This window comes from Clostridium grantii DSM 8605 (assembly GCF_900129965.1).
Taxonomy (GTDB): domain Bacteria; phylum Bacillota; class Clostridia; order Clostridiales; family Clostridiaceae; genus Clostridium_AF; species Clostridium_AF grantii.
Window position 1 is genome coordinate 1 of sequence record NZ_FQXM01000028.1, and the last position, 17740, is coordinate 17740.

Genomic DNA, 17740 nt, shown 5'->3' on the forward strand with positions numbered 1-17740 from the left:
GCAATACCCGCATGTAATGGTCGGGGTGGCAGGGCTCGAACCCGCGGCCTCATGGTCCCAAACCACGCGCGCTACCATCTGCGCTACACCCCGATTTACGCTTAAACCCGAGAAATTTTCTTCTCTTTAAGTTTGTTGCGCTTTCTGACGACAAGGATTATTCTACACTAAATCTTTTAATTCGTCAACACTTTTTTTATTTTTTTTTTATAAAGACTTTATACTTGGGCATATTCGGCCATTTTCAATGGTTATAATCGCATAACTATTAAATCCATCTCTAGCTAAAGAGGGGCTTCCGGGATTAACTATCCACACACCTTCTTCAAATACTATTTCCGATATATGAGTATGCCCATATAAAACTATATTTGCTCCAATTTCTGCTGCCTTAGTTTTCAGATTCAGCAAAGAATGTTTAACCCCATAATAATGTCCATGTGTAATAAATATAGCTTGTCCTTCTAATTCAATAAGTTCTTCACTAGGAATTCTTGTATTGTAATCACAATTCCCTCTAACATTGAAGACCTTACCCTCAAACCCCATAGTAAGTTCCTCTACATCTTGAACATTATCTCCTAGATGAATTAACACATCTGCATCTTTAATTATATTTTTTAGTTTATCAAATATATAATTGTATCTATGAGTATCACTTAGTATAATAATCTTCATATTATCCTCCTAAATAATATTTTTTAATTCTTTTTCTAATTTTTCTAATGCTCGTCCTCTATGACTAATAGCATTTTTTTCTTCGCTATCCATTTCTGCAAATGTTTTTTTAAACTCTGGATAATAAAATAAAGGATCATATCCAAATCCATTACTACCAACTTCTTTATCAAGGATAAACCCGTGTACTTCTCCCACCACATTAATAATATGTTCATCATCTATTATTAATTCAATAGCTGAAACAAACTTGGCCTTTCTTTTTTCCTCACTAACACCTTGAAGTTCCCTAAGTAGTTTTTTGTTGTTTTCCTTATAATCACAGTGTTCTCCACTGTACCTAGCAGAATAAACCCCTGGTGCACCATCTAACGCCTCTACCATAAGCCCAGAATCGTCTGCCAATACCATTTCCCCTTTAGTTATTTTTCTTATAGCCTCTGCCTTTATATGAACATTTTCTTCAAAAGTTGTCCCTGTTTCTTCTATATCAATATCTATTCCTGCTTCCTTTAAAGAAATAACCTTCATATCGTATTTTGAAAGAATTTTCTTTATTTCTTCTATTTTATGCGCATTATTACTAGCAACAATTAATTTTTTCATTTTTATTTCTCCTCTTTTATTAAACTAGTTTATAAATTTCATCTTCTTCTGGTGCAATTACTTTAATTTCTTTCCCTTTATTTATTATTACTCTTTTTTCATTTATTATTTTACCAATAATTGTAGCTTTTATTCCGTTTGAAACTAATTTTTCTACTAATTCTTCTCCATTATCAGTACAAATTAGCATACTACCTGATGATATAAATTTTAAAGGGTCTACTTCGAAAAATTTACACAACTTTTTTGTAATCAAAGTTATAGGCATTTTATCTTCATAAATAAAGAATCCAACCTTACTTGCTTCTGCTAATTCCCATAAAGCTCCTAAGATTCCGCCTTCAGTTATATCATGCATAGCATTTACTTTAAAATCTCCAGAAATCTTTCCTTCTTTTACCACACTTAGTTTTTCACTATAGCTTAAAGCTTCTTCTATCTCTTCTTCATTTAATATTTTTATAGCTTTATCTTTAAAATCATTTGCTATAATGGATGTTCCTTCTAAACATAAATCCTTGGTTACAATTATATCATTGCCTTCTATAGCATTTGAAGTAAGTACCGATGTTCCAATTTTAGTTCTACCAATAACCGTAGCAGATATAATTGTTTTATTAACTGCATCAGTAACCTCAGTATGGCCGCCTAATATTTCAATTTTTAATTTTCTACATTCCTTATCTATTTCCTTCATTATATCTTCTAATTCCGCTAAAGTACTACTTGGATGTGCTAAAATAGTTACTAGTATTCCTAAAGGTTGCACTCCACAGGAAGCAATATCATTAGCATTTATATTCACTGCTAATTTGCCTATATTAATAGTTGCCGCAGTAATTGGATCCGTAGAAAAAACTCCCTCATATTCCCCAAATTCTACTACAGAACAGTCTTCTCCTATAGAACTTCTTACTCTTACCTCATTTCTTCGATACCCTCTATTCTCATTAATAATTCTACTTAAATCTTCAGAAGATAATTTTCCAACTCTCACAATTATTTCTCCTTTTTATTAATAAATCTTGCACCTTTTTTATATTAATTTCATATTATTCTTATAAGGATTACTTTTTGGTGGTGTACCCATGTTAAGATATATCGGACCTTTTTTCAAAATGAATAAATTGACTCCTGAACAAATAGATAGTCAGTTATTTCATTTATCAAAAGAATCTATAAAAAGTATAGTGATGTTCTCAAACTTTGGTATTATTGCTGATGTGAACAAACTCACTCACAATATACCTCCTACTAATGATATTAACACAACAAACAAATTTTCTCCACTTTTATGTGTTTATAAAAAAGCTTCTTTTAAGCTAAAAAATAAAAATGACATGAATGTCTGGAATGAAAATAAATTTAAAAAAGATATCAACATAAGTAGCAATGCTTATATGACATTGTGTATATTAGAACTTTTAGAATACTACAAAAATTTTAAAAAAGTAGATAAATCTAAATTTAACTACTATAAGTTCTATACTAAACTTGCAAAAGAACAATTAGAATTTTACGCTGCTTATTTAAGAAATGAAGAAGGCGTATTTGTTGATAAAAAAGATTGTACTGATCCTATAACCGAAAAAATAAAACTAAAAGACAAAGAAACTCCTTTTTCTTTTTCAAATCAAGCCTTGTTAATGAATGCTTACTACAAATGCTCTCTTCATCTTGAAAATGAAGAGCAAGAAGAATTTAAAAATTTTGCTTATGATATTTTTAAAATGTTTAAAGAATACAAAGAGGAACTTTATGAACTTCCAATGCAAGATTTAAGTAAATTATGTTTATTTCTCTCATTATTTTATGAAGCATCTATGGATGAAGAAGTTAAGAGTCTTGCACTAGATATTTTTGATTGTTTTGCAGACAATTATATTCCAGAGGATTCTCTTAAATTTACATCAACAGAAAATTTGTCTATAATCTACTTTAATGCTCAGCTTTTATATACACATACTAAACTATTTAAGTTAAAAGAATTATCAGATAAAATATTCTTTATTTTGAAAAAAAACTATGATGAAAATTACTCTATGCTATATAAAACTACTGACAGCAAAGAATCAAAATATAATGCCTCTGAGTTGTTACTTTATTTTTCTATAATGTTTTATAAAAACAACACTAACAATAATGAATTTGAAGATGAGGAATTAGTACAATTATATGAAAATCATATTATTAATTCAGGTATTATTTGTAAATGGCCTGATGCCCCTTCTTTAGGTGATATAGAACGTTATAGAAATTTTGAAGAAAATTCTGCTAATTTACTAGAGGAGCAATTTTTCAAAGTACCTGAGTCATCCGAAAATAATTGTGGTAATTTCATCCCTGGATTTTTAAAATCTGTTTATTATAATAGATCGAAGAATGAATTCAAACAAAAGAAACTAGACTTTGATAGCCGAGAAAACTTCAATCTTTTTTTCCTTATAATTTATTGCTACAATAGAAACCTATTTTTTGAAAAATAACTAATACTCTATTGAAATATAAAATAGCTGCCATTATAAAATTGGTAGTTATTTTATTTTCTTGTTAATTCTGATTCTTTTATATAAGCATATTTTAAATATAAATTACCTCTACTATTATATGTTACTCCCTCAACATAACTTTTTTGACTAAACTCTACCTGCGTTTCTTCTATAATAGTAAAAGGTTTATCTTCATCTAAAATTTCCTTTGCTTTATTTATATTTGATATTTTCTCGTTAATATCTTCACTAGCTATATAATTTTTCAAAGCGTTATCATAATAATTATTAATGTATCCAAATCTATTAAAAAAGGAATCGCTGACCCATTTCATATAAAAAGATTTATTATCTTCATCAATAACATCTTTTGTAATAAATAAATCAAAGTCACCTTTATTAAGTGTTTCTTCAAGTTGCAACTTATCTTCCACTTTTTCTATATTTACCTCTAAATTATTCTTTTTTAAAAATTCTTTTATCTTTACTGCTAAATCCATAAATTCAGTATTTTCATCTTTACTTAAAATGTTTTTTTCATAATATATAATTTTTATCTTATTTCCTACTTGAGGATTTTCTTCTCCTTCAGCATATTCTTTATTTTCAGTATCCCTATTATTATTTTCTATATCCTCACTACTAATAGTTTTTTCATCACTATTATTAATGTTAGACATAAAAGTATCTAATAATATTCTATCTCTGTAACTTCTGAAAAATTTATTTTCTCCTACATTATAAATTAATATTTTTTTTTCTTTTGTAGGTACTTTTGTAATTTCATTCTGTTCCTGTAATTTTTGTGATTCCATTTTTGGAAAGCCTCTGATTATATCAACCATTCCAAATAAATATTCAACATAATTATCTTCTGATGAATAATCTTCTTTTATTATCATTTCATTTTCTCTAATATTTTCATTATCCCAATAATATTTATTATATGAAAGTTTAATTTGCTTAGCTTTGTTAAATTCTTCTATGACAAAAGCTCCTGAATAATTTATATCATTATATTTTTCACCCCAGTTATCCAGTTCCTCTTCATTATGGCGCAATAAAAAACAAGGTTCAGCAAGTATATTTAAAAAATCATCATTAGGAAAACAAAGAGTGATTTTTAAATGAGATTGATCCACCGCTTCTATAGCTATAGATTTCTCATCCCCAGTTCCCTTAAGATAATCACTCACACCCACTACATTGGATATGTTATCCATATATGTTGTTTCATTATTTCTAATTAGTGAAATAAAAAAATCTTTAAAGTCTTTAGCTACGATTTTATCCCCATTACTCCAAAAAGCATCATCTCTTATATGAAAATTATAAGAAATACCATCATCACTGACTTCCCATTTATCACTAATTTGAGGAAGTATTTTACCATCCTTATCTTCATAAACTAATCCATCAAATAATAGAAACAAAAAATCTTCTTTACTCAAATCACTTTGAGGCGAATTATTCAAATTATCTGGAAATCTATCAATTGAATATACTATATAATTTCTTTCTGCACTTACACTAATATTTTTTTCAAAAAAACCTAGATATAAAATAACCATAACCACTGATATTAAAGTTACTAGCATAATTATTTTAACAATAATTTTCTTCATAAAGCTAATCGACTCCTTTATTTAATACACTTATTTCTAACTATAGGTATCTTCCCTATTAGCCTTTATTTCAATTATCGCCATAAATTATAGTTTTAAACATAAGTATAAAAAAAACAGAGCCTCCTGGCTCTGTTTCTTATTATAATTTCCTTTTACATTTCTTTTATCATTTCACTGAATTCTTCTTCAGTGATAATTTTAACTCCTAGTTCTAGAGCTTTATCGTACTTTGATCCCGGTTCTTTTCCAACTAATACATAATCTGTTTTTTTACTTACACTTCCTGAAACCTTTGCTCCTAAAGATTCAAACTTTTCTTTAATTTCATTTCTTTTAAAAGTTTCCAAGGACCCAGTTACCACCACTGTTTTTCCTATAAAAATATTCTCTTCTACTTTACCTTCTTCAAAATAAGGATTTACCCCTAATTCAAATAATTCTTCAATAATTTCATTAATTACTTTTTCTGTGAAAAACTCTACAATACTTTGGGCAACAATTCCACCAATATCATTAATCACAATTAATTCTTCTAAAGTAGCTTTTTTCAAACTATCTATGCTATGAAAATTATTAGCCAAATCTGTAGCTGTTTTCTTACCTACATTTGGAATTCCAAGCGCATAAATGAAAGAAGCAAGAGAACATTCCTTACTTTTTTCTATGGATTCTAATAAATTATCCGCTTTCTTTTCTTTAAATCTTTCAACCTGCAGCAATTGCTCTCTTTCTATTCTATACAAATCAGATATTGATTTTATATCTAATGCTTCAAATAACTGTTCTGCTGTTTTTTCACTAAATCCCGAAATATTCATAGCATCTCTACATCCATAATGAACAATAGATTTAACTAATTGTGGCTTGCAGGACAAAGTATTTTCGCAAAAAAAGTGTACTCCTTCTTGGTGAATTTCACTACCGCAATATGGACATTCTGTAGGAGGTACTATCTCACTAGTTTCCAAATTTTCTTCTTCAATAGTACCTAAAATTTCCGGAATAACATCATTTGATCTTCTAATCAAAACTTTACTTCCTATTTTAACTTCTTTTCTATTTATATCATCCATATTATTTAATGTAGCTCTTTTAACTGTAACTCCGCCTATGTCAACAGGTTCTAACAAAGCTGTAGGGGTTACTCTTCCACTTCTTCCTACATTCCATTCTACATCTAATAAAGTAGTAGTTACTTCCTTTGCTTCAAATTTATACGCAAGTGCCCATCTTGGAAATTTAACAGTGTTCCCCATCAATTCTCTTGTTCTAATATCATCAATAGCTATTACAAGCCCATCAATTTCATAATTTAATTTTTCTCTAACATCATTTATATAGTTAATTTCTTCTTGTATTTCTTCTACTGAATTACAAATTTTTATATAATCATCTATAGGAAATCCATTTGTTTTTATGAAATCTAACATTTCTAAATAAGTATTAAATTCAGTTCCTTCATTATATCCCACATCATAAAAGAAGGCTGAAAGATTTCTTTTTGCTGTTTCTTTTACGTTTAAATTTCTTAAGGCTCCTGCCGCTCCATTCCTAAGATTTTTCAAAGGAATTTCAACGCTTTCATTATACTTTTCAAAAGCTTCCTTTGTCATAATTGCTTCACCGTGAACTTCAATGGTAGAATTATTGTTTATTCTTAAAGGAAGGGCTTTTATTGTTTTAACCTGTGCAGTTATATCTTCTCCAATGGCGCCTGTACCTCTTGATGCTGCTTTAGTCATTACTCCATTCTGGTCATATGTACAATTTATAGTTAATCCATCAAATTTCTTAGTAACTATATATTTTGCCTTAGGGAGTTTATCCTCATTAATTGTATTATACTCATTAATAAATTTCACATTCCTATTGTGCCAATCTTTAACTTCTTCAATGGATTGTGCTTTTCCCAAACTCCAAAGTGGAGCCTTATGAGTATATTTATTAAATTGAGCAAGCACCACATCACCTACTCTTTGAGTAGGTGAATATGGCAATACATATCCCTCTTGATTTTCTAATTTTACTAACTCATCATATTTTTCATCATATTCTTTATCCGATACGCTTGAATTATCTAAAGTATAATACTCATAAGAATATTTATTTAATTCTTCCACTAATTCATATATTTTTTTCTTGATATCTTCCATTGTCTCCTCCACTTTGTTACACTTTATTATACTAATTCAATTGGGGCTTTGCTCAAAACAAATTGTTTTATTCCCATATTATCAAAAGCTATAGTTACCTTTTGATCATCTCCTGATTTTGATAAGTTAACTATTGTTCCTATACCAAAAGTAGCATGTTTAACCTTACTTCCAACACTAGCTGAATGTAAATCACTACTTTTCTTTACCAGTTCATCTTTTTTAGTTCCAGCATTCAAATAAGATGGAACTTTTTTTGGTACTTGAATACTGTGCGCTGAAGTATAAGTAGTGTTTTTAGCATCCCTTTTTTGAATATATCTTTCTCTTTCTGAAATAAATCTTTCTTTTAAATTATCTGAAATCTCACTAATAAAATCTGATTCTGGATAATAAGCTGTTCTTCCGAAAACCATTCTTCTTTCTGCTGAAGTCATAAACAATTTTTCTTTTGCTCTAGTTATACCTACATAGCAAAGTCTTCTAGACTCTTCCATTTCATCTTGATTATCAAAAGATCTGTTACCTGGGAACATTCCATTTTCCATACCGGCCATAAATACCACTGGAAACTCTAGTCCTTTTGCACTATGTAAAGTCATAAGCACTACTGAATCCGCTTCTTCATCATAATTATCTACATCAGCCACTAAGGTAGTTTGTTCTAAAAAAGCTCCTAAAGTTTTATCCTCAGAATGATTTTCAAATTCTACTGCGGCTGACACAAGTTCTTTAAGATTTTCAACTCTACTTCTATCTTCAATATCTTTAGAATTCTTGTATAAATCTAAGTATCCTGTGGTTTCCAAAATTTCTTCAATTAACTTTGATATGTTAATTTGATCTTTTCTTCTCATAAAACTATTCATTAATCCCGTAAACTTCACTAAAGAATTAGCGGCTTTAGTTGGTATTCCAGGTATATTTTCTAAATCTAGTAAAACACTATACATACATTCTTCCATATAATCTGCAAATTGTGCTATCTTTTCAATAGATGCCGCTCCGATACCTCTTTTAGGAGTATTAATAACTCTTCTAAAACTTACATTATCCAGCGGATTATTTATTAACTTTAAGTAGGACATAACATCTTTGATTTCTTTTCTATCATAGAACTTTAATCCACCAATAATTCTATAAGGAATTCCACTTCTTACAAAAGAATCCTCAAATATTCTAGATTGAGCATTAGTTCTATATAGTATTGCAAAGTCTTTATATTCTTTATTTTGTTCTGATGCTATTTTTTTAATTGTTGCCACAGCAAAATTAGCTTCTTCTATATCCGAAGCTGCTCTAACTATTTGTATTTTTTCCCCAGCTTCATTTTCCGTTCTCAATACTTTATTTTTTCTAACAGCATTATTTTTAATAACAATATTAGCTGCACTAAGTATATTTGATTTAGATCTATAATTTTGCTCTAATTTAATTACTTTTGCATTAGGATAATCCTTCTCAAAATCTAAAATATTTCTTATATCTGCACCTCTCCATTGATAGATACATTGGTCATCATCACCAACAACGAAGATATTTTTGTATTTTTGAGCTAATAATCTTACAAATTCATATTGAGTTTTATTTGTATCTTGATACTCGTCCACCATGATATATTTGAACTTTCTTTGATAAAATTCTAAAACTTCTGGGAACTGTTTAAACAATTCAACAGTTTTAAAAATAATATCATCAAAATCTAAAGCATTACTTTGTTTCAACTTCTTTTGGTATAAAGTATAGGCTTCTGCCATTTTAGCTTCCCTATAATTTCCCTCTGCTTCCTTAACAAACTCCTTTGGAGTCATTAAGTTATCTTTTAAGCTACCTATTTTACCTAAGATTTCTTTTTCCGTCATATCTTTTTCATTAATATTTAATTCCTTCATACACTCTTTCATCAAAGTCTTTTGATCATAAGTATCATAAATACCAAAATTTTTATTATATCCTAATTTATCAATTTCTCTTCTTAATATTTTTACACAACTAGAGTGAAAGGTAGAAATCCACATACTATTAGCATCATTTCCTATAAGTGACCGTACCCTGTCCTTCATTTCTCCTGCTGCTTTATTAGTAAAAGTAATTGCTAAAATATTATAAAAAGGAATATCATGATCCTGTATCATATGTGCAATTCTATATGTTAAAACTCTTGTTTTTCCGCTACCTGCTCCTGCTAGTACCAATAAAGGGCCATCAATAGTTATAGCCGCTTCATATTGTTCTTCATTTAGTAAATTTTTTAAATCCATTTAAACACCCCTCTTAAAATCAGTGAACAATAAATAGTTTTTAGAGGTCTATTGTTCACTCTATTTTCTGTATTTTCTATTCTTCCCATTTTATTCTTTCTAATACAAGGTCATATCCATCACTTCCATAATTCAAGCATTTATTTACTCTGCTAATGGTAGCTGTACTAGCCCCTGTTTCATGGGCAATTTCTGTATATGTTTTTTTCTGTTTTAACATTTTAGCAACCTGAAGTCTTTGCTCAACAGATTTTATTTCATTTATAGTAAATATGTCTTCTATAAACTTATAACATTCTTCGATAGTTTCAAGAGACAACATTGCTTCACACAAATAGTCCATATCAGGACTCTTCAACTTCGACATATAATCCGCCATAAAATCACTCCTTATTTAATGCATAAGTATATTTTATCATAAGCCACGTAAAATAATCCAAAAAAACGTAAAAAAAAATGCTACCTGCTGGTAGCAAAATTGTTTTATGCAATAGGGGTAAAATCAACCCTGGGGCGGGGTCTCATTTGAAATAAAAAGGGGACTATTAATTTTTTTTATTTCCCTTGCAAAAAATATTATATTCCATTCAAAGATAAAAAACAAGCCTTTTACAAAAAATATTGCATTATTAATTGTTTATTAATATTTTTCCTTCATTTATAACTAATTGTTAAAAAACAATCCTTCATTCCATTCATTTTATCAATAACTAATTCAATTTTATATAGCCTTTAATACTTTAACTTCTTCTTCTGTTAATTCTCTAAAAGTACCCTCATCCAAGCTATCATCCAATTCTAATGGTCCCATTTTAACTCTTTTAAGAAAAACAACCTCTTTTTCTCTAGCTTTAAACATTCTTTTTACTTGATGAAATTTACCTTCACTAATTGTTAACAAAATTTCAGAACCATGTTCATTAGCATTTATGATTTCAAGTTTTGCAGGAAGACATTCATATCCATCTTCTAAAGTTACCCCATTCTTGAAAACTTCTATGTCTTCCTCATCAACACTTTTATCTATTTCAGCATAATAAACTTTGTCAACATGGTGCTTTGGTGATGTTAATCTATGATTCAAATCTCCATCGTTAGTTAAAAATAATAGTCCAACTGTATCTTTATCTAATCTACCCACTGGTGCTGGATTAAAAACTTGTAATTCAGGTGATAACAAATCTATTACTGTTTCATCATAGTTATCAACAGTTGCTGACACAACTCCATCAGGCTTATTCATAAGAATATAAACATATTCTCTGTAAAATATTTTTTCTCCTGCAACTTTTATTTCAGAATTATAAGGGTCAACTTTCATGCTAAAATCCTTAATTATCTTTCCATCCACTTCTATTTCACCATTTTTTGCAATTTTTCTTATTTCTTTTCTAGAACCGTAACCTAGATTGGCTAATACTTTATCTAATCTTTCCATTGTATACTCCTTTTCCCTTGTTTTTATACTTCTACTAACTCATCCCTAGTTAATTGCCCTAATCTCTACTTTTTTGTAATCATCATATTTTCCATTAGATTCAGTACTTTTTACTATTACAAAAAAAGATATTTTTCCTTCCTTAGTTGGAAGATAGGTATAGTAATTTTTTTTACTATACTCTTGTGCCATAACCCAATTATCTTTCTCTTTATAATAAAACTCATACATAATCTCTTTACCCTTTATTGTATCCACACTTATTGTTATTGGTATATCTAATAAATATTCAGTTTTATCTATATGAATATCTTTTATAGCGACTTTTTCATATTCTTCTACTTCTAATAAAGCACTTTCAGTATAAACTCTTTCTTTTTCATTATTTTTCTCAACAATATTAATAGTATATTGTCCACTTGACAAAGGCTTTATAATTAATCTGGTATTCTTAGAAAATTTAGTTTCATCAATAATTACATTTTCATAATTAATTATATATTTAAATTTTGATTCTTTATTGTTATCCTTGTGAAAATCAATTGTTATAAATTCATTCATTAATAAATTATCTTTTATATTAATTAATGAATAATCTAACTTGTTTTTATCTGTATAAATAAAAGTCATAGATTTGGAATCATATAGCTTTTCAGATTTATCATCTTTTACACAAGCCTCTATAGTATATACATCTTCATTGTTTAATTCAATAGTAAAATTATTTATATAGGAATAATCAATATAATCTTCTCGCCTTTTATTATTGGTTATTTTAAAGCTATACAATAGATTTGTTCCACCTATAGCTTGAATTTCCATATAAACTAAACTCTTTAAATGATTTTTTATTTGCTTATCCAATAGAACACACTGTATTTTTACATCCTTTGGTTTACTGTTTTTCTCAATTTCTTGTGATGGTTCTAAATCTATAGCCACTACTTCATCAATTTGAATCTCTTCTTCTATTATTTCTTCTTCTATTATTTCTTCTTCTATTATTTCTTCTTCTATTATTTCTTCTTCTATTATTCCTTGTTCTATTATTTCTTCATCATAATCATCAGTTTCAATTTCTATATCTTGATTTTCTTCCTCGACTTTCTGATTACTCCCTTGTTCTTCTATTATTATATCTTTTTCCTCTTCTATATCTACTTCTTTCAAATTTTTATTTTCTTCTTCACTCAAATTGATATAATTATTTTTTACATAGTACAACAACTTATATCTATCTTGGAACTCCTCATTAGATGACTCAGATTTTACATAAATCATTAATTCATAGTTTCCAGATTTCTCCTCAATATAAGTCAGTACATTATTAGATGAATATTCTTGAAGTTTATGTGTTTCATTGTTGCAATCAATTTTATCAAATTTATATAAAGGTTTCTTATGAAGTAACTTATCCAATTCAACCTTGAATTTTAATTCTTGTCCTGTAACTAAAGAAGTATCCAATGGAATACAACTCTTTATTTTATAAGTTTCTACAGGCAACACATAAGCGCTAATATTCTTTGTATCTTCATATTCCTTATTAGAATTGTTATTTTTACATTGAACATAAATAGTGTGATTCCCAATATATTCTGGAGAATATGTAAAAAAACTTTCCTTTATATATTCACTTTTAGTAATTAATTTTTCGTCTTCATTTATTATATATCTATAAAGTAAATCCTTTTTATTTGAATCTATCTTAATGTTAATAATATCCCCTAAAAATACCTGATTTTTATCCAACTCTATTTTTTCAATCAATTTAGTACCCATTTCACCAATTGAATATTGACATTTAGTTATGTAGTCGAAAGGTTTATTACTATTAATTTTTTTTGCTTGAATCATAATTATATAGTTTCCATCTTCCCTTGGTATCCAGATAGCCTTTTTAGAAACACTATAATTTTTTAAAGTTCTCCACCTTCCGTTTGATCCAATCATATATTTATATAATAATTTTTCCCCAGAACGTTCATTAACATTTATAATAATCTCCTTAAATTTGTTTTGGGGAGAATCAAAATTAAATTCTACACTTAGTTCATTCATAAGGTTCACCTCTCTTTCATAGTATATCAATATATAAAATAAAATCCTTATTGATTTATTTTATACCCAAATTTTTTTCATCTTAATTTAATTATATTACACTTTCTTCTATTTAACTAACATTTTTTGACTTGTTTAATAAATGAGTTTATAATTAAATTGAATTATTATTCATTCACTACTTTAGGAGGATGCAAATGGGAATTTCAGATGCCATACTGATAAACTTCGCTAATATTCGCATAAAATTTCACCATATAGATTATGTAGATTTAAATAAAATTAAAATACTAAACGGCAATTCCTATATTGATGGTTCTAGCATTACTTTAACTGATGACGGTTACTTTAATGTTACACTAGCCAAGGAAGTTGATATAAAGTTTAAAAGTTTTCTTATTTATAATCATGATAAATTATCTATTTCTTACACTGAATTATATAAATCCGAAGATTTTAATAAAAGATTTTTTACTGATGAAAATTTATTTTATACATTAAGTGCTAATTCAACTTCATTTAAACTTTGGTCTCCAGCAGCTAGTTCCGTTTCATTACTTATCTACAATAGCGGCGATACTGATGTAAAAGAAACTCCTCATGAATATAAAATGAGTGAACATAAAGGACTTTGGAAAATAATTGTAGATAAAAATCTAGAAAATTATTTTTATACTTTTAAAATAAATATTTACGGAAATATCTCTGAAGTAGTTGATCCTTACGCTCTTTCAGTTGGAGTTAATGGTTTAAGAGGTGCAATTATCGACTTTGCTAATACTAATCCTGACCATTGGAAAAATGATATAAGTCCAAAATACACCAACTATACAGATACAATTATCTATGAAATCAACATTAGAGATATGACCTACGATAAAAATAGCTCTGTAATAAATAAAGGTAAATACCTAGGTTTAACAGAGAATAATACATTAAATTCTTTTAATCAAAGCACTTCTTTTTCTCATATAAAAGAATTAGGGGTTACTCATGTTCAAATTATGCCTTTTTATGATTTTAGCCATAGTAGTATAGATGAAAAGAATCCTATTGACTATAATTGGGGTTATGATCCTGTTAATTTAAATTGTACCGAAGGAGCTTTCTGCACAGATCCTTATAATCCTTATTTAAGAGTTAAAGAATTAAAAAAAATGATTCACCATTTTCATAAAAATAATATTGGCGTAATAATGGATGTAGTTTTTAATCATTTATTTAAACTAGAAGAAACTAATTTTCATGGTATTTTCCCTGGCTATTATTTTAGGTATTATAACAATGGTGAGCCTTCTAATGGAACTGGTTGTGGAAATGATACTGCCTCTGAAAATTTAATGATGAGGAAATTTATTATAGACTCTCTTGTACACTGGGCTAAAGAATACCACATTGACGGATTTAGATTTGATTTGATGGGTATTCATGATTTAGATACTATGAAAGAAATACACAAAGAATTAAAAAAAATCAATCCTACTATAATTATTTATGGTGAAGGCTGGGATTTAAATACTAACCTTCCTTTAAACAAAAGAGCTTCCTCTAATAATTTTAACGAAATTCCTAGCATAGGATTCTTCAATGATTACTTTAGAGACATTTTAAAAGGAAATATTTTTTACCCTGCTGACCAAGGCTATGTTAACGGAAAACAGTATTTAGAAAGTCAAATTAGAAATTGTGTTGTAGGTTCTGTAAAATATAAAGATGATTTTGAAAAGTTTTTATCCCCTAATCAATCTATTAATTATATATCTTGCCACGATAATCATACTTTATGGGATAAATTTCAATTAAATTCTCCAAATTCTAATATTGATGATAAAACTCAAATGGTAAAACTAGCTCTAGCTATTTTAATTACAAGCCAAGGAGTCCCATTTTTACACTCTGGAGTTGAATTGTGTAGAACTAAAAAAGGGGTAGAAAATAGTTATAATTCCCCAGATGATATTAATGCCATTGATTGGAATAGAAAAGCAGATTTTAAGTCTGTATTTGAATACACAAAAGGATTAATTGAACTGAGATTGAATCACCCTGCTTTTAGATTATCCACTGCGGATTCTATAAGAAATTCCATAGAATTTATAAATAATACAGCTGAAAATGTAGTGGCTTTTTTCATAAAGCATCATGCCAATAAAGATGAGTGGAGGAATATTTTAGTAATATACAATCCAAATAAGCACAGTGTGGATATAAAATTGCCTTATAAAGCCACTTGGAACCAAGTAGTTAATAAATATTCTTCCGGAAATACCTCAATAAAAGTTGAAGAAACTGATTTTATTCATGTTGGCTCTTTATGTGCCAATGTTTACTATGAAGGTTAAGATTCTGTGTACAATTGACAGTTTAGAAGAGCTTTCGCTTTGGCGAAAGCTTTTTTTATTTTTTCCCCTTATTTATTAAATACAACAAATTCTTATAAAGCCTAGCATTATCCTCATCAGTCCTTTTTTTTGGATTTGTAGTTTTCCCTCCACCTTTTCTGATTTTTGCGTATATATGCCTTTGCTCCAATAAGGTTTCTATATTACTTTCATCATAAATATATCCTTTTGGGCTAATAGCAAAAGCTTTTTTAGGTAGTATAATCGCTGCCAAACCATAATCTTGGCTAATTACTATATCATTTTCTTTTGTTTCATTTACAATTTTCATATCTACACTTTGAAAACCACTATCCACAACTCTTATAGTGCTATAATCACTAGTTAACATATGATTATAATCACAAAACATTATTACCTCTATACCATTTTCTCTAGCTGCTTTTTCAATAAACACTTTTCCCGGACAAGCATCAGCATCTACTATTATTCTCATATTTATCACCAAACTTTCTTTAATAAAAACAGATCCTTATAAAGTAAAGCTCCCGCATAAGCGAAAGCTTTTTTTAATTAATTCAAAGATTCTCGAACAAAATCATCAATAACTGTTAACTGTCCATTGTAAACTGTCAACTAAATTACTTTAGTCTTCCTTCAAGTTGTGCTTTTAACTCTTCAAAGCCTGCTTTTCCAAGTAAAGCAAACATATTTTTCTTGTAAGCTTCAACCCCTGGTTGATCAAACGGATTTACTCCTAATATATAACCACTTACTCCACAAGCTTTTTCAAAGAAATAAACTAATGATCCAAAATAATAAGCTGTTAATTCTGGAATAGTTATAACAAGGTTTGGTACTCCTCCATCTACGTGAGCAAGTACTGTTCCATTAAATGCTCTATCATTAACGAAATCCATATCTTTACCTGCTAAGAAATTTAAACCATCTAAGTTTTCTTCGTTAGCTTCGATGATAATTGATTTTCTTGCTTTTTCAACATTTAATTGAGTTTCAAATAAATTTCTCATTCCATCTTGAATGTATTGCCCCATTGAATGAAGGTCAGTTGAAAAATCAGCTGCTGCTGGGAATATACCCTTTTGATCTTTTCCTTCACTTTCACCATATAATTGTTTCCACCATTCGCCCATATAGTGGAGGCAAGGCTCAAAGTTAACCATCATTTCAATAGTTTTCCCCTTTGCATATAAAGCAGTTCTAGCCGCTGCATATTGGTAAGCCGCATTTTTTTCTAACTCTGGTGTGCTATATTCTTCTCTAGCATCCAAAGCACCCTTCATCATTTCATCAATATCTACTCCTGCTGCTGCGATAGGAAGTAATCCTACTGGAGTTAAAACTGAGAATCTTCCACCAACATCATCAGGAATTACGAAAGTTTCATACCCTTCAGTATCAGCTAATTCTCTTAATGCACCTCTAGCTTTATCAGTTGTAGCATAAATTCTTGATTTTGCTTCTTCTTTTCCATATCTTTTTTCTATTAAATCTTTGAATATTCTAAAAGCTATAGCTGGCTCAGTAGTTGTTCCAGATTTAGATATAACGTTAATTGAAAAATCTTTATCTTTAACAAGTTCTAATAAATCAGCCATATATGTAGAACTAATATTATTTCCAGCATAAAGAATTGTTACTCCATTTTTGTTTTCTCTTGGCATATAGTTATGGAAAGTATGTGTAACCATTTCAATAGCCGCTCTAGCCCCTAAATAAGAACCGCCAATTCCAATAACAATTAGAACTTCTGAATCCTTTTTGATTTTCTCTGCAGATTTTTTTATTCTATCAAATTCTACTTTATCATAATTCAAAGGTAAATCAATCCATCCTAAGAAGTCATTACCTGAACCTGTCTTTTCATGTAACATATTGTGTGCTGCTGTTACCATTGGTTGTAATTGCTCCACTTCATTTTGGTTTAAATATGGTTTTGCTTTTGTTAAATCCAATTTAATTCCCATTTTACTACCTCCCTATAACTAATATAATATATAAAAATTTTAAATCACTAACCACAATAAATCAAGTTATTATTACGATTATAGTATGTGTAGTGC

Annotated in this window: 13 protein-coding genes and 1 tRNA gene; 2 read left to right on the forward strand and 12 right to left on the reverse strand. The window is 28.5% G+C overall.

Annotated features, from left to right (window positions below; genetic code table 11):
* Positions 1-17: 17 nt before the first annotated feature.
* From BUB83_RS17515 to BUB83_RS17530, 4 genes are all read right to left on the reverse strand, one after another.
* Positions 18-93, reverse strand: a tRNA-Pro gene (locus BUB83_RS17515).
* Positions 94-207: 114 nt separating this feature from the next.
* Positions 208-678, reverse strand: coding sequence for a metallophosphoesterase family protein (locus BUB83_RS17520; protein WP_073340201.1), 471 nt, complete (start codon positions 676-678; stop codon positions 208-210).
* Between the two features lie 9 nt (positions 679-687).
* A complete protein-coding gene (locus tag BUB83_RS17525; RefSeq protein WP_073340203.1) occupies positions 688-1284 on the reverse strand; it encodes an XTP/dITP diphosphatase in 597 nt (198 codons plus the stop codon).
* Between the two features lie 19 nt (positions 1285-1303).
* Positions 1304-2281 (reverse strand): AIR synthase family protein, encoded by a 978-nt coding sequence (locus BUB83_RS17530; RefSeq protein WP_073340206.1) that lies wholly within the window; start codon positions 2279-2281, stop codon positions 1304-1306.
* A 91-nt stretch (positions 2282-2372) separates the two neighbouring features.
* On the opposite strand from BUB83_RS17530, the gene BUB83_RS17535 reads away from it, so the two are divergent.
* The gene (locus BUB83_RS17535; RefSeq protein WP_073340209.1) at positions 2373-3770 is read left to right on the forward strand and encodes a hypothetical protein; all 1398 of its coding nucleotides are present in this window, start codon (positions 2373-2375) and stop codon (positions 3768-3770) included.
* Positions 3771-3823: 53 nt separating this feature from the next.
* On the opposite strand, the gene BUB83_RS17540 is transcribed toward BUB83_RS17535, so the two are convergent.
* The 6 genes from BUB83_RS17540 to BUB83_RS17565 form a co-directional block, all read right to left on the reverse strand.
* On the reverse strand, positions 3824-5398 hold the full coding sequence (locus tag BUB83_RS17540; protein WP_073340212.1) for an ABC transporter substrate-binding protein: 1575 nt from the start codon (positions 5396-5398) through the stop codon (positions 3824-3826).
* Positions 5399-5553: 155 nt separating this feature from the next.
* Positions 5554-7554, reverse strand: coding sequence for an NAD-dependent DNA ligase LigA (gene ligA / locus BUB83_RS17545; protein WP_073340214.1), 2001 nt, complete (start codon positions 7552-7554; stop codon positions 5554-5556).
* A gap of 26 nt (positions 7555-7580) precedes the next feature.
* Positions 7581-9815: a DNA helicase PcrA gene (gene pcrA / locus BUB83_RS17550; protein WP_073340217.1), complete on the reverse strand. Its 2235-nt coding sequence runs from the start codon at positions 9813-9815 to the stop codon at positions 7581-7583.
* Positions 9816-9891: 76 nt separating this feature from the next.
* Positions 9892-10194, reverse strand: a complete 303-nt coding sequence (locus BUB83_RS17555) for a YerC/YecD family TrpR-related protein (RefSeq protein ID WP_073340219.1) — start codon at positions 10192-10194, stop codon at positions 9892-9894.
* Between the two features lie 342 nt (positions 10195-10536).
* On the reverse strand, positions 10537-11253 hold the full coding sequence (locus BUB83_RS17560) for a pseudouridine synthase (RefSeq protein WP_073340222.1): 717 nt from the start codon (positions 11251-11253) through the stop codon (positions 10537-10539).
* 45 nt (positions 11254-11298) lie between these two features.
* Complete coding sequence (locus BUB83_RS17565) at positions 11299-13314, reverse strand: triple tyrosine motif-containing protein (protein WP_073340225.1); 2016 nt, start codon at positions 13312-13314, stop codon at positions 11299-11301.
* Positions 13315-13511: 197 nt separating this feature from the next.
* On the opposite strand from BUB83_RS17565, the gene pulA reads away from it, so the two are divergent.
* A complete protein-coding gene (gene pulA, locus BUB83_RS17570; RefSeq protein WP_073340228.1) occupies positions 13512-15656 on the forward strand; it encodes a type I pullulanase in 2145 nt (714 codons plus the stop codon).
* Positions 15657-15711: 55 nt separating this feature from the next.
* On the opposite strand, the gene BUB83_RS17575 is transcribed toward pulA, so the two are convergent.
* Both BUB83_RS17575 and BUB83_RS17580 read right to left on the reverse strand, forming a co-directional pair.
* Complete coding sequence (locus tag BUB83_RS17575; RefSeq protein ID WP_073340230.1) at positions 15712-16152, reverse strand: YaiI/YqxD family protein; 441 nt, start codon at positions 16150-16152, stop codon at positions 15712-15714.
* 145 nt (positions 16153-16297) lie between these two features.
* Positions 16298-17644, reverse strand: a complete 1347-nt coding sequence (locus tag BUB83_RS17580) for a glucose-6-phosphate isomerase (RefSeq protein ID WP_073340233.1) — start codon at positions 17642-17644, stop codon at positions 16298-16300.
* Positions 17645-17740: the final 96 nt, after the last annotated feature.